Source organism: Rhodanobacter sp. KK11 (assembly GCF_033345435.1).
GTDB lineage: Bacteria > Pseudomonadota > Gammaproteobacteria > Xanthomonadales > Rhodanobacteraceae > Rhodanobacter.
Genome location: NZ_JAWPMI010000004.1, coordinates 445,905 through 466,365, shown reverse-complemented (window position 1 = coordinate 466,365; position 20,461 = coordinate 445,905). Strand labels below are relative to the sequence as shown.

The window sequence follows — 20,461 nt, the reverse complement described above, 5'->3', positions numbered from 1 at the left end:
ACTTCAAGGTTTCGTGGAATAACGCCCATTATGGCCGATCGGCGCCCCTGCCCGGGTTGTCGCGGCCGCGGCGCTCAGTTCGCAGCCGACAGCCGATCGCGCGCCGCCGCCGCGATCTCGAACGAATGCCGCCGCGCCGCGTGCTCGAACACGTTGGCGGTGAGCAGCAGTTCGTCCGGCCGGTGCCGGGCGATGAATGCCGCGATGCCCTCCTGCACCGTGCCGGCGTCGCCGACCACCGCGCAGGCCAGCGCGCGCTCCACCATCAGCTTCTCCGGCGGCGTCCAGTACGCCTCGATGTCGTCGATCGGCGGCGGGATCAGCCCCGGCTTGCCGCGGCGCAGGTTGATGAAGCTCTGCTGCTGGGTGGTGAACAGCCGCCGCGCCTCGGCATCGCTGCCGGCGGCCACCACGTTCAGGCCCAGCATCGCGTACGGCTGCCGCAACCGTGCCGACGGGCGGAAATCGCGCCGGTACAGCGCCAGCGCCTCGTCCATCGCGTCCGGCGCGAAGTGCGAGGCAAACGCGTACGGCAGGCCGAGCTGCGCGGCAAGCTTCGCGCCGAACAGGCTGGAACCGAGCAACCACACCGGCACCTCGACGCCGGCGCCCGGTACGGCGCGCACCGGCTGGCCGGGCGTGGCCGGTTCGAAATAGCCGAGCAGTTCCAGCACGTCCTGCGGAAACGCCTCGGCGCTGTCGAAGTAGCGGCGCAGCGCCCTTGCGGTGGGCTGGTCGGTGCCGGGCGCGCGGCCCAGGCCCAGGTCGATCCGCCCCGGGTACAGCGAGGCCAGCGTGCCGAACGCCTCGGCCACCTGCAGCGGCGCATGGTTCGGCAGCATGATGCCGCCGGCACCGACGCGGATGGTCGAGGTACCGCCGGCCACGTGGCCGATCAGCACCGCCGTCGCCGCGCTGGCGATGCCCGGCATGTTGTGGTGCTCGGCCAGCCAGTAGCGGCGGTAGCCGAGCCGTTCGGCCAACCGGGCCAGGTCGAGCGTGTTGCGGAACGCCTGGCTGGCGTCGCTGCCTTCGGTGACCGGCGCCAGGTCGAGGATGGAAAACGGGATCATGTCGGGCTCTTGCCAAAGGGATGGCCTCGATGTGGGGGCTGTCGCGCGAATTGCCACCGGTGCCTGCAGCCGCCCGCCAGCTCGCCCCCAGATGCCGAAACAGCCTAGACTTGCCGCGTGTCAAGCGTCACGTGTCGCCGTCATCCAACCATACCGGGAGAGCAGCATGAGCAAGGGCATGGACTCGAAGAAGAACGAGAAGAAGAAACCCGCGAAGACCCTGAAGGAAAAGCGGGCCGCCAAGCAGGAAAAGAAAAAGGGCAAGTAGGCCGACCCCTCCGCATCGTGGCGCAGGGGTAGCGTCGCGGCACGCTGACCTGCACCGCGTCGTGCCCGCCCGCGGCCGGCTCCTCCTGCCCGGGCTAAATTTTCCCGGCCCGCCGCCGATAGCCCGAAACGGGTTGCCCAGGAATCGGCGCTCGCGGACGAGGGTCACGGAACATGGGGAACATGTGGCGGCGCATTTTTCGCGGCCGGCAACCAACGGCTCAGGCAAGCCGCGCGCGGCCAGCCACCGCGACGCCCGCACGGGCATCCCTGGTCGCTCCGGCGACTCGGCCGGTGGTGCCGCTGGCGGATGTCGCGGACCGCTTCCACCGTTTCGTATTGAGCCTTCCCGACAGCGACGCCGACGAACCTCGCGCGTCCGAGCTTGCCACGCTCAAGCGGCTGGAGCGGCTCGGCGCCCGCTTCGACGTGCGCAGCCTGCCGCGTCTGCCGACGGTGCTGCCGCAGCTGCTGCGCGCACTGAAAAACGACAAGGCCGGCGGCGGCGAGCTGGCCAGGCTGATCGGCCGCGATCCGCTGATGGTCGGCGAGATCATGCGGGTCACCGGCAGCGTGCACTACCGTGCGGCACAACCGATCACCAGTCTGCAACAGGCGGTGGTGGTGCTGGGCCAGGACGGTTTGCGCCGGGTACTCACCCAGCATGTGATGAAACCCATCCTGCAGGCCCACGCCGGCGCGTTCGGCCACGCCGCCGGCGAGCGCCTGTGGCATCACGCCGAGCGCTGTGCGCACGCCTGCGCCTGGCTCGGCAGGAACAGCGGCTGCGATGGGTTTGAGGCGTACCTGGCGGGCATCGTCTGCCACGCCGGCGACGGCGCCGTGGTGCGCCTGCTGGACCCCGTGCAGCCTGCCGCCGACGGCGAGTCGCTTTCATCCGGCTTCCTCGCCGGCTGTGCCAGACTCGCCGCGCGGCTTTCGCTGCAGGTGGCGCAGCACTGGGAACTGCCGCCGCGGGTGATCGACGCGCTGGCGGAACGCCTGGCCCCGGCGATGCCGGCAGCGTCACCGCTGGGCAATGCCCTGGCCGTGGCCGACCTGCTGGCGATGGCCCGGCTGCTGGCCGAACACAAGCAGCTTGCCGACGAGCCGGACCTCAGCCAGGGCTGGCCCGAGGTCTTCGTCCCCAGCCTGGTGGCTCGCTGCCAGCAGGATCTCCAGCGCCATTTCCCGGACGCCTGAGCACTCCGCGATCCGCAGCGCCAGTACGGCGATGCTGGCGCTGACCCAGGCGCGCCCGCGCGTGCGCCGCACCATCCAGACCGCCAACCCCGGCACCAGCACGCCGAACGCACCGAGCAGCGCCCGCGCCGGGCGCGTGTGCACGATGAACGGTTACAGCAGCAGGCCACCCAGCTGGACCAGCAGCAGGGTCGCCAAAGGGTGCCGGATGATCCGCGCCAGCCAGCGCAAGTGGGCGAAGCGGCCCGGCTTGCCCGTGGCCGTACTTTCGTCGCTCCCGTCCATGCATCCAACCTCTCGTCGATCGCCGCAGTGCCGGCACCCGCCCGGCACCCTTCCGCCGTTTCATGATGGCCGATCGAGATGCATCGGCTGCACGACCAGTCCAGTGCTGCTGATCGTCAGCGGCCCACTGGGCACGAAGCCGAAATGCAGGTACACCGGCACTGCCATGGCCGAAGCGTTCAAGGTGAAGTGGCGCGTACCGGCGCGCCGCACCGCATCGCGCATGGTGCGCTGCCACAGCCGGCGCGCGATGCCGTGACCGTGCATGCGGGTCGCGACGAAGAACTGGAACAAGTGGGAATCCTCGCGCATGGCCGCCACGCCGACCAGGCGCCCGTCGTCCTGCCACGCCAGATGGAAGCGCTGGCCAGCCAGGATCTTCCCGCGGATCACCCGTGTGCGCATGCCCAGCAACAGCGGCCGCGCCGCACTCGCCGGCTGCTCCGGCAGGATCCAGCGCCGCGTCACCCGGCGCGCCAGCACGCCGATCGCGAGCGCATCCGGTGGACTGGCGAGGCGGTATCGGATGACCATGGCGGGGCCGGAACGCACGCTTCAGGGATGACGGGCGCGCCACGCCGCCAACGCCGCCTCGTAACGTTCGAGCGCCTCTTCGTGGACGTCGTAGACGCAACGCACGCAACCCTCGCCGCAGCAATCGGCGGCGTCCGGCTCGCTCGGGCGCTGCGGCGGCGGATCGGCCGGATCGAAGCTCGACGGTGCAGGATGGGCGGGATTCACGGCACTCCAGATGGCTTCGTGTTCCGGGCGAACGCTCCGCCCGGGACACGATGGTGCCGCCGATCGCCACCGCGACTCAAGCTGCCGTGGCGAACCGGGTCATTTCGCCGGCTTGCGGAAGCGGTAGATGAACTGGTCGGTGTGGCCGCGTATCGACTTGTCGAACACCTTGCGGTCGTGCGCGTCGGCCGGATTGCGCAGCGCGCCGCTCTCGCCGTCGAAGACGAAGCCGGCCGCTTCCACTTCCTGCTTCACCACCGCCGGGTCGATGCGATGCAGGGTGTCGGTGTCGGCCAGGCCGGAACCGGCCGGTGCGGCGTGGTCGATCACCACGAACAGGCCGCCGGGCTTGAGCGCGTCGTAGACCTGCCTGTCGAATTTGCCCATGTCTACCGGCCCCATGAACGAGTCGTGGTAGTCGTGGTAGTTCTGCGCGGTGAATACCACGTCCACCGGCTCGGGCACGCTCAGCGCGGCGGCCGCCTGCGGCAGCAGGCTCACGTTGGCGTAGTGCGGCGTGGCCACCAGCTTCTGCCACTCGGCGTAGCTCTCGGCGGAGTACTTCTCCATCTCCTTCGGCCACACGGTGTAGACGTGCCCCTGCGGGCCGACGATGGCGCTGAACACGCGCGTCCAGTAGCCGCTTCCCGGCACCAGCTCCAGCACCTTCTGGCCCGGCTTCACTTCGGCGAAGGCCATCACCTGGGCCACCTTGCGGCGGGCGTCGTCCGCCTTGTCGGCCTGGCGGGCCGGGTCGTCCAACGCCTTCTTCACTGCGGCGCTGACCGCGCCGCCATGCGCCTCGGGAACTTTGCACAACGCCACCGAAGGCAGCGCAAGAGTCAGCAACAGGGCAAGCACGGTCGGACGCATGGCATATCTCCACAGTGACGGGCAACTCCGATTGTGCTCCCGAATCGTGGCGGCGGGCGCGTGCCGCCCGGCATGGCGGCGCAGGCGCGGCAGGTGCGGAGAAAATCCCTACCCAACGAATGGCCTATCCGGCCGGACACGCGCTCTGGCAAAGTGCGGCGATCGGCTTGCAGCCATGGGGGAAGGCCTGTCATGCGTATACCCATCCAGTACTCGTTGGGCGCCTTGCTGGCGCTCGGCGTTTTCGCTGTTCATGCCGCTGCGGCGGACGGCCATGCCCGCGACCCGGCCCAGCCGGTCGACCAGGCGTATACGGCGCAGATCCTGAAGTTCACCACCGCCCCCTCGTTCAACTCGCCGTTGACCGACTACCTGCCCGCCTCCGCCAGCGTGCCCACGCCGGACAAGGTGCTCGGCCACATCGCCGGCGCGCCGGACTACCTGCCCCACGTGGCCGAGATCCACCGCTATTTCCGCGAGCTGGCCGCCGCCAGCCCGCGGGTAAAGGTGTTCAGCATCGGCAAGAGCGAGGAAGGCCGCGAGATGATCGCGGTGGCGATCGCCGACGAGAGCCTGCTGGCCGACCTCGACACGAACAAGGCGCGCCTGGCCAAGCTGGCCGACCCGCGCAGCATCGGCATGGACGACGCCGTCGCCGACCAGCTGGTCGCGCAATCCACGCCGGTCTACTACATCACCGGCGCCATCCACTCCACCGAGACCGGCTCGCCCACCGCGCTGATGGAGCTGGCCTACCGCCTGGCGGTGGACGAGGCGCCGTACATCCGGCGCATCCGCTCGCACGTGGTCACCCTGATCACGCCGGTGGTCGAGGTCGACGGCCGCGACCGCATGGTCGACCTGTACAACTGGCACCTGGCGCACCCGGGGCAGAACTATCCGCGGCTGCTGTACTGGGGCCACTACGTGGCGCACGACAACAACCGCGACGCGATGGGCATGTCGCTGAACCTCACCCGCCACGTGGCCGACACCTTCGTCGGCTGGCACGCGCAGGTGCTGCACGACCTGCACGAGTCGGTGCCGTTCCTGTACGACAACACCGTGGGCGACGGCCCGTACAACGCCTGGATCGACCCCATCCTCGCCGGCGAGTGGCAGCAGCTGGGCTGGGACAACGTGCAGCAGATGACCAAGCTCGGCATGCCCGGCGTGTTCACCCACGGCGACTTCGACACCTGGAGCCCGGGCTACCTGATGTTCATCGCCGCCATGCACAACGGCATCAGCCGCCTGTACGAGACCTACGGCAACGCCGGCGCCGACACCGTGCAGCGCATCCTCGATCCCGAGGAATACCAGCGCACCTGGTACCGGCCGAACCCGCCGCTGCCCACCGTGCTGTGGTCACAGCGCAACAACAACAACTACCAGCAGACCGGCCTGCTCACCGCGCTGGATTACTTCGCCGGCAATGGCCAGCAGTTCCTGAAGAACTTCTACCTGAAGGCCAAGCGCTCGATCGAGAAGCCGCAGCAGGCCGGCCCGGCCGCCTACGTGTTCCCGGCCGACGACAAGCGCGTTGGCTCGCGCGCGCAACTGCTGCGGGTATTGCAGCTGCAGCACGCGGAGATCAGCCGCACCAGCGCGCCGGTCACGGTGACCCTGCCGAAACCGGGCGACGACAAGAAAACCGAAACGCGCACGTTCCCCGCCGGCAGCTACGTGGTGCGCATGGACCAGCCGTATTCGCGCATCGTCGACACCCTGCTGGACCGCCAGTACTGGTCGCCGAAGGACCCGCAGCAGCACCCCTACGACGACACCGGCTGGTCGATGGGCGACCTGTTCAACGTGCAGGTGGTGCGTGTGACCGACACCGCGATTCTCGATGCGCCGATGAGCCGGCTCGACGGGCGAGTTGACGTGCCGCAGGGACTGGCAGCGATCGACATGCCGTCGGCGAAAAAACTGCCGCGCATTGCGCTGATGCACACCTGGCTGAGCACCCAGACCGAAGGCTGGTGGCGCATGGCGCTGGACAAGCTCGGGGTGCCGTACGACTACATCAGCACCCAGGACATGGCGAAAGCAGGCAATCTGCGCGCGAAGTACGACGTGATCCTGTTCGGCCCGGTCGGCGGCGCCAGCACGCAACGCATCGTCGACGGCCTGCCGATGTGGGGCAAGCCGATGCCGTGGAAAACCACCGCGCTGACGCCGAATCTCGGCCGCATCGACTCGACCGACGACATCCGCCCCGGCCTCGGCGAGAGCGGCGTCGCCAACCTCAAGCGCTTCGTGCAGGCCGGCGGCCTGCTGGTCACCGCCGAGGACACCGCGCAGTTCGCCATCGACGTGGGCCTGGCTCCCGGCGTGTTCGTCACCAGGACCGACAAGCTGAAAGTCGTCGGCAGCGTGCTGCAAGCGAAGTTCGTCGACCGCGGCAGCCCGATCGCCGCCGGCTACGGCAGCGACGACCTGGCGCTGTACAGCGCAGCCGGCCAGTCGTTCAAGGTGTCCAACCTGCTCACCGGCGACAAGGGCCTGCCGACCGCGAAAGAGTTCCAGCGCCCGACCGGACGCGGCGGCCCGCACGACACCGACATGCCCGAAGGCCGCGCCTCGATCGCCCCGGCCGCGCTGCCCGACGTCAAGCCATGGCAGCCGCTGCCGCTGAACGCCGAGCAGATGCGCAACAACCCGTGGGTCATTCCCCCCGATCAGCGCCCGCGGGTGATCCTGCGCTACGCCGACGCGAAGAACCTCTTGATCTCCGGCCTGCTCGACGGCGGCGACGAGATGGCCGAACGCGCCGCCGTGGTCGATGCCCGCTACGGCAAGGGCCACGTGCTGCTGTTCGCCAGCAACCCGATCTGGCGCGGCGGAACGATCGGCAGCTATCCGCTGGTGCTCAACGCCATCGTCAACTTCGACAGGCTGGATACACCGCCGACCAAAGCCAAGGATTCCCCATGATGCCTGGGCCAGCCGGCCCGGGCCATCAGGCCCTCTCGATGGAAACCACCGCAGCGCCGTGGCGCACTTCCGCACCGTCGTCGCTGACCCTGACCCGGTTGCGGCCTTCGCGCTTGGCCCGATACAGCGCCTCGTCGGCATGCGCCATCAGCGAGTGCAGTTCATAGCCTGAGCGGACCGAGCAGGCGACGCCGAAACTGGCGGAAACCTGTATGCCGGAGTCATCTTCATCGGACGCCGCCGCGGCAACCGCCGCGCGGAGCTGGTCGGCGCGCACCAGCCCCTGTTCCAGCGAGCATTCGGGCAGCAGAATGCCGAATTCCTCGCCGCCGAGGCGACCGAAGACGTCGGTCGAGCGCAGGTGCGCCTTGCACGCATCGACGGCGCATTGCAGCACGCGATCACCCACGGCATGGCCGTGGGTGTCGTTGATGGCCTTGAAGTGATCCAGGTCGATCAGTACCAGGCAGGCATCACGCGAAGCCCGCCGGCAGTATTGCAATTGCAGCTCGGCCTCGTTGAGAAAGTGCTGCCGGTTGAAAATGTCCGTGAGTCCGTCGCGGCGCGCCAACCGCATGAAGCGCAGCTGGGAGCGCTTTATCCGGTAGGCCCAGAAGGCAATGAAGGCCAGTACCGTGGTCAACAACACCATGTACAACCGACCGGCCTCGGTGGCCTTTCTGTCCAGAGTCCGCTGCAGTTGCAGGATCTCGTTCTGCTTGCTCAGCACGTCGACCTCGAGCCTTTTGGCCAGGAGCTGCTGCTGGACGATCTGATAGGCGAGCGCACGCCTGCTCACGGCATCCAGATAGCCTTCATTGGCCTTCATGTACTGCTCGTGATATGACAGGGCGGCATGCATGTCGCCCTGTCGCTTGGCAACCAGGTACAGGATCTTGTAGGCGGAGCTCAACGACTCGGCGTAGCTGTTGCTTGGCGCACGTTCGACGACCTTGAGCGCCGCCTGGGCAGCCTGCGGCGTTTGGTTGTTGTCCCAGAAGGCTTCCGCCAACAGCGCATCGAACTGGGACAACAGCCAGACGTAACCACTCCGCTCCACTTCCGAATAGCTGTCGTTCAGCAGCCGGATGGCCCTGTCGGCATGACCCTGCTGCACGGCCAGGCTCGCAACGTAGAAACGAATGCCGTTGGCGTAGAGCCTGTTGCCTACGCTGATGCATTCAGCGATGCCCTGGTGAAACTGCCTTTCGATGCCATCCAGCTTCGCACTCTTGTAGAGGGCCGCAAGCCTGGTGTAGTCAGCTATGCACGTGTAATCGTCGGGCGTCTTCCTCTGCCTGCTCAGTTGATCCGCATAGTCCAGGGCAAGGTCGTACTGGCCTGCTTCTTCGTAGAGATAGGCCGCCGTGGCCAGGGCCTGCGAACGAATATCCGCATCGACTACTCCCGGCAATCTGGCGAGCAATTCACTCAGCCGCTGGAATGCCTCCTGATACCGGGACCGCTCCCCCAGGCTGTTTACCAGGAACAACCCGGCACGGAAGCGCAGCGTTTCGTTGCGGGACTTCTCCAGCAGCTCTTCGACCACCGAATCGGCCAGATCGTAGTTGCCGCTATAGGCAGCCTGCCATGCCTGAAGATAACGAAGCTGCTCCTGCTGATCGGACGTCAGCTTGCCGTACTCGTTGTCCAAACGATCGAGCAGTTGCAGGAAACGGGCATGATCCGACGTCCGGCTCGCCTCAGCCTGCTTGATCAGCAACACGGGATCATCGACATTCACGGGTACGGTCGAAGCGACCGTACCCGTGACGAACACGCCGAACAGGATCCACCCTGCAACCGCTGCTCGGCAATGCCTGCCGAAGGCGCGCATCGGCTAACCCAATGACCCCACGACTTCCATCGCCGCATGCCGCACGCTTTCCTCGTGCTCGGGGCTTTCCTCGGTGTCATCGTCCTCCTGCTCTTCTTCCTGTTCTTCCCCAGGAATGAGCATGGCGCACAATGGGGCCACGTCGAACAAAGCCTCGAGCCTCTGGCGGTCCCCGGCGACAAGCGCCTCACGCGCCTGCTGATCCATCCCCACGTTCGCAAGCACGCACTCGAGCTCGCCAGGTGAGGCACGATTCAGCAGCGCGTCCTGCCCTACCCACTCAAGAAAATCGACGACATCCGGCATGTTGCATCCCCTGGCTGTTTTTGACTCATGTTCAGTGCCGCGCCAGGATACGTGGATTCTCCATGCGCAACGCGCCGGGCAATCCTCTCCGGGGCTCAGGCACGCCGCTCGTGGTAATACTCATCCTCTTCGTTGATTCCCGGAATCAACAGGCAACGGACCTGGGCGGGAATCAGCAGGCAGCATACATTCTGAGCCCCCACCAGCGCCGTCAAGCGCTGCTGGTCCTTCGCCAACACGGCTTCACGGATTTCTGGATCTACCTGCATGTCCGCCAGGACATGCTGAACCTCCTTCGCCGAAGCATAGCGCAGGCTGGCGTTCTGCCCGATGGTCTCAAGAAAATCAATGATATTCGACATGACAAGTCTCCTGGCGTCCGGATGAATGGATTACGCAGACCGTCCGACCCTGGCCGCCGAAAAAATCCGGCGCGAACAGCGGAACCCTGAAATCTGCGCCAATCCATCGTAGGAACACCGCCGACGACAACCTGTCTACCCCATCACGAAACCCCGACCTGCTCGCCGTCCAGTTGTGCCAATCGGGCCCGGATTTCCGGGTTGGGCTGCAACGGGCCGACCGGCGGCAGCACTACGGTGTCTTCCATGCCGACCTCCGCCTGCGGCAGGTCGGCCAACCGGATGCGCACGATCCGGGGCTGCTGGATCGGCAGCGTTGCACCACGGTAGATGGTGATCTCGTGGTCCGGCGGGTAGTCGCGCGCCAGCACCTCGACCAGCAATTCGCGGTACGCCGGCCCGGTCGAGAAGCGCGCCAGCGACTGGTCACCGACCAGGCCCACCTGCCACAGCACCAGGTAGGCAGTCGGGTCGATCCTGCGCTTGTAGAACAACAGCTGACTGGCCTCGAAGTGCTGGCAGCCGTAGCGGCCCGGGTCGATGCCAAGGTCGGCGTAGAGGCAGTCCTCGGCCGAGATGCCCGGCTCCATGTGCGCCTCGTAGCCCTCGCTGCGGGCCACCTCGATCGACTTGTGCGGCGCCCACGCGAATACGCCGGGGTGGCCGTAGAACACGCCGCACACCCGCTTGCCCGCGCGCACCTCGGTCATTATGGCCTCGACCATCTCGCGGTAGGTCTGCATGCGCGACTTCCCTTCGCGGTAATACGGCTGCAGGCTGCGCACGTCCGGATGCATCTTGTGCAGCCACATCTCCACGATACCGTCGGAGAGCCCGGCGAACACCACGTCGGCCTGCTCGATGTAGCTGCGCGCCAGCGGGCCGAGGTGCGAGCCCAGGGTCATGCCCAGGCCCACGCAGACCAGGCTTCCGGGGGAATTTGCTGCATCCATGATGCGCGTCCGTTTCGGCAGGAGGTGGACGGCATTATTCACTCGCCTGCGGCGATTGCGCCAGCTGGCGCTACGCAGCCGGGCCGGACTTCGCCGGCAGTACCTCCAGCAGAGGCTTGATCAGCTCCAGCGGCAACGGAAACACCACGGTCGAGGACTTGCCGTTGTTGGACATGTCGACCAGCGTCTGCAGGTAGCGCAGCTGCAGTGCCTGCGGCTGCTGCGACAGCAGCGCGGCGGCGTCGCGCAGCTTCTCGGCTGCCTGCAGCTCGCCGTCGGCGTGGATCACCTTGGCGCGGCGCTCGCGCTCGGCCTCGGCCTGGCGGGCGATCGCGCGCACCATGGTCTCGTTGAGGTCGACGTCCTTCAGCTCCACGTTGGCGACCTTGATGCCCCACGGGTCGGTGGCCTCGTCGAGGATCGCCTGCAGGGTGTGGTTGATCGAGTCGCGCTGCGACAGGATCTCGTCCAGCTCGTGCTGGCCCAGCACCGAGCGCAGTCTGGTCTGCGCCAGCTGGCTGGTGGCCTGCAGGAAGTTCTCCACCTGCAGCACCGACTTGTCCGGCTCCACCACGCGGAAGTAGACCACCGCGTTCACCCGCACCGAGACGTTGTCGCGCGAGATCACGTCCTGCGGCGGCACGTCCATCACGGTCACCCGCAGGTCGACCCGGATCATCCGCTGCACGAACGGAACCAGCAGTACCAGACCGGGCCCCTTGGTGCCCGTGTAGCGACCCAGGGTCAGCACCACGCCACGCTGATACTCCGGCAGGATCTTCACCGCCGAGAACAGCAGCAGCGCGCCGAGGACGATCAATACACCGACGAATCCGAACATGGTCATCTCCTGCCCTTCATGAAACTTCCGCCGGCTCGACCCGCAGCAGCAAGCCCTGCCGCGACACCACGCGCACCCGCGCACCGGCCGGCAGCGCCGTATCGCATTGCACACGCCAGCGCTCGCCGCGCACCAGCATCCAGGCCTCGCCGCCGGCGCCCACCGGCTCCAGCAGCTCGCCGAAGTCCGCGAGCATCGCCGCATCGCCGGTGAACGGGCGAGCGCGGCGCGCACGAAACACCAGCCACAGGATCAGGGCCAGCAACGCCGCCGCACACACCGCGATCCCGGCGATCACGCCGAGGTTGACGGCATAGCCCGGCACAGCGGTGTTCATCAGCATCACCGAACCCACCACGAACGACACCAGCCCGCCGATCCCGAACGCACCCACGCTGGGGTTGACTGCCTCGGCCACCAGCAGGCCCACGCCCAGCGCCATCAGCGCCAGTCCGGCATAGTTCACCGGCAACAGTTGCAGCGCGTACAGGCCCACCAGCAGACAGATACCGCCGGCGATGCCCGGCAGCAGCGCACCGGGATGCGTGGCCTCCAGCACCAGCCCGAAGATGCCAGCCAGCAGCAACAGGTAGGCGATCGTGGGGTTGGTGATGATCGCCAGGAAACGCGTGCGTGCACCGGGCGCGTACTCGTGCACCGCCGCGCCCTTCAGGTGCAGCGTGACCTCGCGCTCACCCACCTGTACCTTGCGTCCGTCCGACTGGGCCAGCAGGTCGGCCACGTCGGTCGCCACGAAGTCGATCACGTGCTGCTGCGCAGCCTCGCTGGCGGTCAGCGTGGCCGCACCGCGCACCGCCTGCTCGGCCCACGCCGCGTTGCGCCCGCGCAACTGCGCCAGCGAACGGATATAGGCGACCGCATCGTTCATGACCTTGTTCGATTCGGCATCGTCGCTGGCCGGCAACTCGTCCTTCGCGACGGAGCCGCCCGCTGCCGGCTGCTCGCCGGCCCTGGGCATCGGCAGTGGCGTGGCACCGCCCAGCGACACCGGCGTCGCTGCGCCCAGGTGGGTGGCCGGCGCCATCGCCGCAACCTGCCCGGCGTACAGGATGTAGGTGCCGGCCGAGGCCGCGCGGGCGCCGCCGGGGGCGACGTACACCAGCACCGGCACCTTGCTGGCCAGCATGCCGGCGATAATCTGCCGCATCGAATCGGCCAGCCCGCCGGGCGTATCCAGCCGCAGCATGATGGCTGCCGCACCATCGGCCACGGCGCGTTTCGAGGCGTCGTCGAAATACTCCGCGGCGGCCGGTCCGATCGGGCCGTCCAGCGTGATCTGCGCCACCATCGGTCGGGGTGCCGCAGGCGGGGCGGCAGCGGTCGCCGGCATCGCAAGCACCGGCAACATGCCGCAGAACACGACCCATGCCGCCCTCGACCAGCGCATCATCGGACCCGCCTCCAGGCGATTCGTCATCGACCCGACCATCCTAGCGCGGACAGCAGGCACAAATCCGCGGCTGCCGGAGGTGGCCCTTGTACGGTGGGTACCGGCGAATAGCGCACGCCGGCAGGCGCCGACACCGGAAGTCCGGCATCAACCTCGCCCGCTCACTGACAGGCGCCAGACCCAGCCAGCGCCAACGGCATTCACCCGGGGGAAACGAGTCCGCACGCTGTCAGACGGCGCCAAGCAACCGGCCACGCCTCGCGCAAGGACGGCCCCTGCCACCGATGCCGACTTACTGCCCGCCGGAGGCCTTCGGCGTCGGCGGCCTTACTGCCGGCGATTCGCCGGCGTAGTCACGTCGCGCGTCTCCGGCATAGGGCGAAATCTGACACTTCGCCTGGGTGTGAATGTCGTCACGGCACGCCTTGGAACCGAGCGTGCTCAGGTAATTCACGTACTCCGCTTCCGAAAGCCGGTGGTCGCGATTCGAATCGTATTGATCGAAATGTGCCCGCAGTCCGGGCAGATCTTTCGGAACCTCGGAGCGACTGATGACTCCGTCGCCGTTCTTGTCGACATTGGAGAAATAGAGCGGTGAGTCGGAAGGGTTCCCCGTCGCGGCATCCTGGGCCGAGACGGCTGAAGACATCGAAGCCCCGGCTACTGCCATCACCGTGCAAAACGTCACGAAACCGAGCTTGTTCATGATTCACTCCATTGCGTCAGATGACGATGCGGGCATCGTCCTGGATTTGTGCAGTCCGGCTCGCCTGCCAGTTGCAAAAGACTCGTCGACAGCTGCGCTGCCTGCCCCTTCGACTGACGGCCAGGCCCAGCATAATCCTTGACAGATGAGATGCAACCTGGAGTTCGTGGCTATCACGCCATCGAGCCGGACCACCGGCCAGCCGTTGCGGCAACGTCATCGCCGACGTCGCGCATGCCGCGATTCAATCGCCCTGCAGCGGCCACTCCGCCAGCACCCGGTAATCCGCCTGACCGACCACGCTGTGGACCAGCGCGAACCGTTCGACCCGCCATGCCACTGGCTCGATGGGCGTGACACCCAGTCGCACGCCCTGGCTGTAGGCGACCGTGACGTGTGGCGTGAAGCTACGCGCGACATGGCGGCCCTGTCCGGCCAGCACGAGCCCTCGACGCAGGTTCTGCCACAGGCGCTGCAGCGGTTCGGGCACGCGCGCACTGCGCAGGATGCACGGCGGTTGCCGGCCCTGGAAGCTGGCCGCCTCGTGCAGCACCCACTCGAACGGCGCCACGTGCAGCCCGCCCGCAGCAGCCATGGCGGCATCGACCACATCCTGCCGCAACAGCACGTGGTCACCGAGGAAATGCAGCGTGGCGTGGTAGCGCGCCGGGTTCACCCAGCGTGCGTGCAGGTCGGGATGGCGGGCCTTGAGCGCGATCGCCGCTTGCGCCAGGCGCGCTTGCGGCGCCGCGTCCGGCAACAGCGCGAAGAACAGTCGATGCAACGGCGTCGCTTCGATGCCGCTGCCGCCGAGCAGGTCGGCCTGGGCTTGAGCGGGAAAGTGCGATCGGATCGTCATCGGCGGCGCCGCAGGATGGAAGGTGTGGCCGGGGCGCGATGTGACACCACCGCGGCGACGCCGTCAACGCGTATCCGGCAGTGCCTGTCCGACCAGCAGGCCGCGAAGGGTGCGCAGCTTGGCCTTGATCCGCACCTCGTTGGCCGGACCGGTGCGCAGCAGCAGCTTCTGCCCGGTCGACAGCGATTCCAGCGCGGGATCGACATAGACGTAGAACGCCTTCGAGCGCACCACGGCCAACGGCCCTTCCGGCTCCGGCGCGGCCAGCAGGTCGTCGATCGCCACGATCAGGCGGTCGTTGAAATAACCCTGCGGATAACCCAGCTGACGGTACGCCTGCTGGAACAAGGGATAGGCATGCGCGTACCAGGCCACCAGCGCCTGCGGATCAACGGCATCGACGACCCGCATGTATGGTGCATAGCGTGCGTAGTTTCGCTCGCCGAGCACGGGAGAACCGCCGGTTTCGTCGACCACGAACGCGCCCTTCGGCACGCGCGCCGGCAGCGTGAACACGGCCAGCCCGTCGTGGCGCGGCAGCGCATCGACGGTCGCCACGATGCGCGCAACGAGCTGCTGGCTTACCAGCAGCGAGGCCAGGTCACTGTCGGCGCCCAACGTGGCGAGTGCGGCAGCCACGCCGGCGTCGCTTTCGTCCAGCGTCGGCAGCGCGCTGGTCGACGCCGTCGCCGGCACCACCTGCGCCTGTTCGATCGGATGCTGGATCGCCGGCGCGGCAGGCGGCGCCGCCGAGGCCGAAGCTGCCGGTGCCGTCTGCGGCGATTCGCCGGCATGCATGGCCTTGCGGGCGAGGTATGCCCCCGCCGCCACGATGGCCGCCACCACGACCACCGCCGCGATCCAGCTGCCTGTCGAAGTCTGCTTGCCCATGATCGCTCCCTAACGTCGGATATCGGGTTTGGACTGGCTTGCGCGCCATTCGTTCATCGCCTGCGTCCGGGCCGGCGCAGACCACCGTACCAGCCCGACGGCGGATCCAGCGCGGCCCGCGCCGGGCGTGGCGCGGGCGAAAGCCGGACCACGCAACCTTTTCCCGGTCTCCGGTAACAAACGGGTCACGCCGCATCAACGGCGCAATCGTTAAACGATGAGCCGCGCAACCGGCCGCGCCCGCACCGGTCCTGCGGGACGACCGGCACCATCCGCGCGGCGGGCGCATCCCGGATGTGGAGGGCCGACCCATGAAAACCCGATGCGTATTCAGCACGCCCGACTTGACCGCGGCACGGGCCGCCATGGCGGCGGCACAGGCTGCCGGCATCGACGACCGCGACATCTCGCTGCTGGCCCGCGAGGACATCGAGCTGGAAAGAATCCCCGATCATCTGCTGCAGGGCCGCAACGACTTCTACCCCGCCGCGCTGCGCGGCGGCGCCTGCGGCGGCGGTACCGGCCTGCTGCTGGGGCTGATCGCGGTGGCCGTGCCGCCGCTGGGCGTGACGCTGGCCGGCGCCGCGGCGATGGCCGTTGCCGGCGCCGCGTTCGGCAGCTGCATCGGCGAGATCGTCGGCTTCGAGGTGCCGGACACGGTCAGCCGCAAATTCAAGGCCGAGATCGCAGCGGGCCGCATACTGGTGGTGATCGACGCCCGCCGGGACCAGCTCGGCGTGGCCGAGTCGGCGGTGGCGCGCACCGGCGCCACGCCGCTGCCGTTCCACGCGCATACCGTACTGACCTGACCGGCCCGCTCAGGCCTTCAGCCGGTAGCCGCTGCGGAAGATCCACCACACCAGCGCGAGGCAGATCGCGAGGAAGCCCAGCGTCATGCCCAGACTGAGGGCCACGCCGACGTCTGCCTTGCCGTAGAAGCTCCAGCGGAAACCGCTGATCAGGTACACCACCGGATTGAACAGGGTGACCTTCTGCCACAGCGGCGGCAGCATGTGGATCGAGTAGAAGCTGCCGCCGAGGAAGGTCAGCGGCGTCACCACCAGCAGCGGCACCAGCTGCAGCTTCTCGAAGTTGTCCGCCCAGATGCCGATGATGAAGCCGAACAGGCTGAAGGTCACCGCGGTGAGCAGCAGGAACGCGACCATCCACAGCGGATGCTCGATCTGGAACGGCACGAACAGCCGTGCGGTGGCCAGGATGATCAGGCCCAGGATGACCGACTTGCTCGCCGCCGCGCCGACGTAACCGGCCACGATCTCGAACGGCGACACCGGCGCCGACAGGATCTCGTAGATGGTGCCGACAAACTTCGGGAAGTAGATGCCGAACGAGGCGTTGGAGATGCTCTGCGTCAGCAGCGACAGCATGATCAGCCCCGGCACGATGAAGGCGCCGTAGCTGACCCCGTCGATGCCGTTCATGTGCGAGCCGATCGCCGCGCCGAACACCACGAAGTACAGCGAGGTGGAGATCACCGGCGAGACGATGCTCTGCAACAGCGTGCGCCACGTGCGGGCCATCTCGAAGCGGTAGATCGCGCGGATCGCGTAAATGTTCATGCGCGCTCCCGCAGCAGCCCGACGAAGATGTCCTCCAGCGAACTCTGCCGGGTCTGCAGGTCCTTGAAGTCGATGCCCGCCTCGCCCAGCCGGCGCAGCAGCGCGTCGATGCCGGTGTGCTCGCCCTGAGCGTCGAAGGTGTAGACCAGCCGACGATGGTCGTCCGACAGCTGCAGCGGGTAGCCGGCCAGTGCGGCAGGGATGCTTTCCAGCGGATTCTGCAAATGCAGGGTCAGCTGCCTGCGACCGAGCTTGTTCATCAGCTCGACCTTGTCTTCGACCAGGATCAGCTCGCCCTTGTGGATCACCCCGATGCGGTCGGCCATCTCCTCGGCCTCCTCGATGTAGTGGGTGGTCAGGATGATGGTGACGCCGGTGGCGCGCAGCGTGCGCACCATCGCCCACATGTCGCGGCGCAACTCCACGTCGACTCCGGCGGTGGGCTCGTCGAGGAACAGGATCCGTGGCTCGTGCGACAGCGCCTTGGCGATCATCACGCGCCGCTTCATGCCGCCGGACAGGGTGATCAGCTTGTTGTGGCGCTTCTCCCACAGCGAGAGATCCCTGAGCACCTTCTCGATGTGCGCCGGGTTGGCGCTCCTGCCGAACAGCCCGCGGCTGAAGCTGACCGTGTTCCACACCGTCTCGAACGCGTCGGTGGTCAGCTCCTGCGGCACCAGACCGATCTTCGCGCGCGCCGCGCGGTAGTCGCGCACCACGTCGTGGCCGTCAGCCAGCACGCTGCCCTCGCTGGGGTTGACGATGCCGCAGATGATGCTGATCAGGGTGGTCTTGCCGGCGCCGTTCGGCCCCAGCAACGCGAAAATCTCGCCGGAACGGATATCCAGATCGATCTGCCTCAGCGCCTGGAATCCGGAGGCGTAAGTCTTGCCGAGCTGCCTGACGCTGACGATCGGCTGCATGCGAGCTCCTGGGAAACGGGTCGGCCGCGGGGAGCGCCGATGGTATGCCCATCGCTGCCGTCGCGGCCAGCGCGGCGACACATCGGCCGCGGCTCTTCTCGACGGCGCGGCTGCGCTCTTGCTAAGGTCGCAAGCCCGTCGCCGGAACCTGCATGAACTCGATCGAAGTAGCGTTGGCCATGCTGCTGGCCGTGGTCGGCAGCGGCTACCTGGTGCGCATGCTGCCGTTCTCGCTGCCGCTGCCGCTGGTGCAGATCGGGCTGGGCGCGGTGATCGCCGGCGTGTTCAAGCACGGCGTGGCGCTCGATCCGGAGATCTTCTTCCTGCTGTTCCTGCCGCCGTTGCTGTTCCTGGACGGCTGGCGCATCCCCAAGGACGGCCTGCTGCGCGACCGCGGCGCGATCCTGGCGCTGGCGCTGGGCCTGGTGGTGGTCACCGTGGTCGGCGCCGGTTTCCTGATCCACTGGCTGATTCCCGCCATGCCGCTGGCGGTGGCGTTCGCGCTGGCGGCGATCGTGTCGCCGACCGATCCGGTGGCGGTGTCGTCGATCACCGCGCGCGTGCCGATCCCGAAGCGGCTGATGCACATCCTCGAAGGCGAGTCGCTGCTCAACGACGCGACCGGCCTGGTCTGCTTCCGCTTCGCCGTGGCGGCGGCGATGACCGGCGGCTTCTCGCTGCTGTCGGCGTCGCTGACCTTCCTGTGGGTGGCGCTGGCCGGGCTCGGCGTCGGCGTGCTGTTCACCGTGGCAGTGAGCTTCGCGCAACGCTGGCTGTCGCGGCACTTCGGCCAGGAGGCCGGCTCGCCGATCCTGATCAGCCTGCTGATCCCGTTCGGCGCCTACCTGCTGGCCGAGCAGTTGCATGCCTCCGGCATCCTCGCCGCGGTCGCCGCCGGCATCACCATGAGCTACGTCGAACTCAGCGGCCGCCTGCTGGCGACCACGCGGGTGCAGCGCACGGCGGTGTGGAACACCGTGCAATTCACCTTGAACGGCATCATGTTCGTGCTGCTGGGCGAGCAGTTGCCCGCCAGCCTGCAGGGCGCCATGGAGTCGGTAGCGCAGAGCGGCCACCGCAACCCCTGGTGGCTGCTGGTGTATGCGCTGGCGATCAACGCCGGGCTGGCGCTGCTGCGCCTGGCCTGGGTCTGGATCTCACTGCGGCTGAACGTGCTCAAGGCGCACCACCACGGCACCCCGGTGCGCCGGCCACACTGGCGTCTGCTGCTGGCCACCTCGCTGGCCGGCGTGCGTGGCGCGATCACCCTGGCCGGCGTGATGACACTGCCGTGGCTGCTGCCCGACGGCACGCCCTTCCCCGCGCGCGAGCTGACCATCTTCCTGGCCACCGCGGTGATCCTGCTCTCGCTGCTGGTCGCCAGCATCGGCCTGCCGCCGTTGCTGAAAGGCCTGGAATTGCCGCCCGAACCGGCCGTCCAGCGGGAAGAAAACCTGGCGCGTCGGGTCGCCGCCACCGCGGCGATCGCCGCCGTCGAGAAGACCCAGCACGAACTGCTGGAAAAAGCCCCGGCCAGTGATGTCGATACCTACACCAGTGCGGCCACCCGGGTGATCGCGCTGTACCAACACTGGCTGGACGAGGACGCCTCCAGCGAAGACGAGGCGCGACAACTGCGCAAGGCCGACACGGCCGAACGCGAGTTGCGCCTGGCCGCGCTGCAGGGCCAGCGCGAGGCGATCTTCGAACTGGCGCGCCACCGCCGCGTCTCCGACGAGGTGTCGCGCCGGCTGGTGCGCGAGATCGACCTGCAGGAAGCGCGCTACCGCTAGACCGCCTGCGGCGGTTCGATCATGCTTGGTCCTGCCCGTACCTTGCACGCTGCACGGAACCCGGCCATGCACCTGTCTTGCCGATTGCTGATGGTGGCGACCCTGGCCTGCACCGGGCCGGTTGCCGCCGCCAACCTGCCGAACCGGCCGGTGCCGTCGCTGGACCTGCACCGCTACGCCGGCCAGTGGCACGAGATCGCGCGCCTGCCGATGTACTTCGAGCGCAGGTGCCTGGATGGCGTGGTCGCCACCTACACGCCGAACCCCGACGGCACCGTACAGATCCACAATACCTGCCGCACCAGCAAGGGCCCGATGTCGGTGGAAGGCGTGGCGCGGATGAAGGACGACCAGCCTGCCGCGCTCGAAGTGCGCTTCGCGCCGGCCTGGCTGAGCTGGCTGCCGATGGCCCGGGCCGACTACTGGGTGATCGAGGTGGACGCCGACTACCAGTGGGCGGTGATCGGCAGTCCGGGGCGCCAGCACCTGTGGATACTCTCGCGCCGCCCCACGATGGATCGCGCACTGTTCCACGTCCTGGAGGAACACTCGCGCCAGCGCGGCTACGATGTCGGCCGACTGATCATGACCGCGCCGCTGGATTGACCGCACGGCGT

The 20,461-nt window shown here is 67.7% G+C and carries 21 protein-coding genes; 5 read left to right on the top strand and 16 right to left on the bottom strand.

Annotation, left to right across the window (positions count from 1 at the left end; translation table 11 throughout):
• Nucleotides 1-74: 74 nt before the first annotated feature.
• Entirely contained in the window at nt 75-1,073 is a 999-nt protein-coding gene (locus R5H19_RS12740) for an LLM class flavin-dependent oxidoreductase (RefSeq protein WP_318159371.1), read from the bottom strand.
• Nucleotides 1,074-1,679: 606 nt separating this feature from the next.
• Between R5H19_RS12740 and R5H19_RS12735 the strand changes: the two genes are divergently transcribed.
• On the top strand, nt 1,680-2,543 hold the full coding sequence (locus R5H19_RS12735) for an HDOD domain-containing protein (RefSeq protein ID WP_318159370.1): 864 nt from the start codon (nt 1,680-1,682) through the stop codon (nt 2,541-2,543).
• A 153-nt stretch (nt 2,544-2,696) separates the two neighbouring features.
• On the opposite strand, the gene R5H19_RS12730 is transcribed toward R5H19_RS12735, so the two are convergent.
• The 4 genes from R5H19_RS12730 to R5H19_RS12715 all read right to left on the bottom strand — a co-directional run bounded on the left by R5H19_RS12730 (nt 2,697) and on the right by R5H19_RS12715 (nt 4,442).
• A complete protein-coding gene (locus tag R5H19_RS12730) occupies nt 2,697-2,828 on the bottom strand; it encodes a hypothetical protein (RefSeq protein WP_318159369.1) in 132 nt (43 codons plus the stop codon).
• 60 nt (nt 2,829-2,888) lie between these two features.
• Nucleotides 2,889-3,362: a GNAT family N-acetyltransferase gene (locus R5H19_RS12725; protein WP_318159368.1), complete on the bottom strand. Its 474-nt coding sequence runs from the start codon at nt 3,360-3,362 to the stop codon at nt 2,889-2,891.
• Nucleotides 3,363-3,383: 21 nt separating this feature from the next.
• Nucleotides 3,384-3,569, bottom strand: a complete 186-nt coding sequence (locus tag R5H19_RS12720) for an oxidoreductase-like domain-containing protein (RefSeq protein WP_318159367.1) — start codon at nt 3,567-3,569, stop codon at nt 3,384-3,386.
• Nucleotides 3,570-3,668: 99 nt separating this feature from the next.
• Nucleotides 3,669-4,442 carry a class I SAM-dependent methyltransferase gene (locus tag R5H19_RS12715; RefSeq protein ID WP_318159366.1) on the bottom strand — a complete coding sequence of 258 codons (774 nt, stop codon included), beginning with the start codon at nt 4,440-4,442 and terminating at the stop codon, nt 3,669-3,671.
• A gap of 192 nt (nt 4,443-4,634) precedes the next feature.
• Between R5H19_RS12715 and R5H19_RS12710 the strand changes: the two genes are divergently transcribed.
• Nucleotides 4,635-7,382, top strand: a complete 2,748-nt coding sequence (locus R5H19_RS12710; protein WP_318159365.1) for a M14 family zinc carboxypeptidase — start codon at nt 4,635-4,637, stop codon at nt 7,380-7,382.
• 25 nt (nt 7,383-7,407) lie between these two features.
• On the opposite strand, the gene R5H19_RS12705 is transcribed toward R5H19_RS12710, so the two are convergent.
• From R5H19_RS12705 to R5H19_RS12665, 9 genes are all read right to left on the bottom strand, one after another.
• A complete protein-coding gene (locus R5H19_RS12705; protein WP_318159364.1) occupies nt 7,408-9,219 on the bottom strand; it encodes a GGDEF domain-containing protein in 1,812 nt (603 codons plus the stop codon).
• Between the two features lie 3 nt (nt 9,220-9,222).
• Nucleotides 9,223-9,525: a hypothetical protein gene (locus tag R5H19_RS12700; protein WP_318159363.1), complete on the bottom strand. Its 303-nt coding sequence runs from the start codon at nt 9,523-9,525 to the stop codon at nt 9,223-9,225.
• A gap of 95 nt (nt 9,526-9,620) precedes the next feature.
• A complete protein-coding gene (locus R5H19_RS12695) occupies nt 9,621-9,887 on the bottom strand; it encodes a hypothetical protein (protein WP_318159362.1) in 267 nt (88 codons plus the stop codon).
• Between the two features lie 143 nt (nt 9,888-10,030).
• Nucleotides 10,031-10,840 carry an SAM-dependent methyltransferase gene (locus R5H19_RS12690; RefSeq protein WP_318159361.1) on the bottom strand — a complete coding sequence of 270 codons (810 nt, stop codon included), beginning with the start codon at nt 10,838-10,840 and terminating at the stop codon, nt 10,031-10,033.
• Between the two features lie 70 nt (nt 10,841-10,910).
• A complete protein-coding gene (locus tag R5H19_RS12685; RefSeq protein WP_318159360.1) occupies nt 10,911-11,681 on the bottom strand; it encodes a slipin family protein in 771 nt (256 codons plus the stop codon).
• Nucleotides 11,682-11,697: 16 nt separating this feature from the next.
• Complete coding sequence (locus tag R5H19_RS12680; RefSeq protein ID WP_318159540.1) at nt 11,698-13,092, bottom strand: nodulation protein NfeD; 1,395 nt, start codon at nt 13,090-13,092, stop codon at nt 11,698-11,700.
• Between the two features lie 292 nt (nt 13,093-13,384).
• Nucleotides 13,385-13,798 (bottom strand): hypothetical protein, encoded by a 414-nt coding sequence (locus tag R5H19_RS12675; protein ID WP_318159359.1) that lies wholly within the window; start codon nt 13,796-13,798, stop codon nt 13,385-13,387.
• Between the two features lie 244 nt (nt 13,799-14,042).
• Nucleotides 14,043-14,657, bottom strand: coding sequence for a 2'-5' RNA ligase family protein (locus R5H19_RS12670; RefSeq protein WP_318159358.1), 615 nt, complete (start codon nt 14,655-14,657; stop codon nt 14,043-14,045).
• Nucleotides 14,658-14,720: 63 nt separating this feature from the next.
• Nucleotides 14,721-15,548: a DUF3014 domain-containing protein gene (locus R5H19_RS12665; RefSeq protein WP_318159357.1), complete on the bottom strand. Its 828-nt coding sequence runs from the start codon at nt 15,546-15,548 to the stop codon at nt 14,721-14,723.
• A gap of 311 nt (nt 15,549-15,859) precedes the next feature.
• Here R5H19_RS12665 and R5H19_RS12660 point away from each other — a divergent pair, with 311 nt between their 5' ends.
• On the top strand, nt 15,860-16,357 hold the full coding sequence (locus R5H19_RS12660; RefSeq protein WP_318159356.1) for a hypothetical protein: 498 nt from the start codon (nt 15,860-15,862) through the stop codon (nt 16,355-16,357).
• Between the two features lie 9 nt (nt 16,358-16,366).
• On the opposite strand, the gene R5H19_RS12655 is transcribed toward R5H19_RS12660, so the two are convergent.
• Nucleotides 16,367-17,128, bottom strand: a complete 762-nt coding sequence (locus R5H19_RS12655) for an ABC transporter permease (RefSeq protein ID WP_318159355.1) — start codon at nt 17,126-17,128, stop codon at nt 16,367-16,369.
• Nucleotides 17,125-18,051, bottom strand: coding sequence for an ABC transporter ATP-binding protein (locus tag R5H19_RS12650; RefSeq protein ID WP_318159354.1), 927 nt, complete (start codon nt 18,049-18,051; stop codon nt 17,125-17,127). Before R5H19_RS12650 ends, R5H19_RS12655 begins: the two co-directional genes overlap by 4 nt.
• A gap of 152 nt (nt 18,052-18,203) precedes the next feature.
• On the opposite strand from R5H19_RS12650, the gene R5H19_RS12645 reads away from it, so the two are divergent.
• Complete coding sequence (locus R5H19_RS12645) at nt 18,204-19,844, top strand: Na+/H+ antiporter (RefSeq protein WP_318159353.1); 1,641 nt, start codon at nt 18,204-18,206, stop codon at nt 19,842-19,844.
• 66 nt (nt 19,845-19,910) lie between these two features.
• Nucleotides 19,911-20,450: a lipocalin family protein gene (locus R5H19_RS12640; protein ID WP_318159352.1), complete on the top strand. Its 540-nt coding sequence runs from the start codon at nt 19,911-19,913 to the stop codon at nt 20,448-20,450.
• The last annotated feature ends 11 nt before the right edge of the window (nt 20,451-20,461 follow it).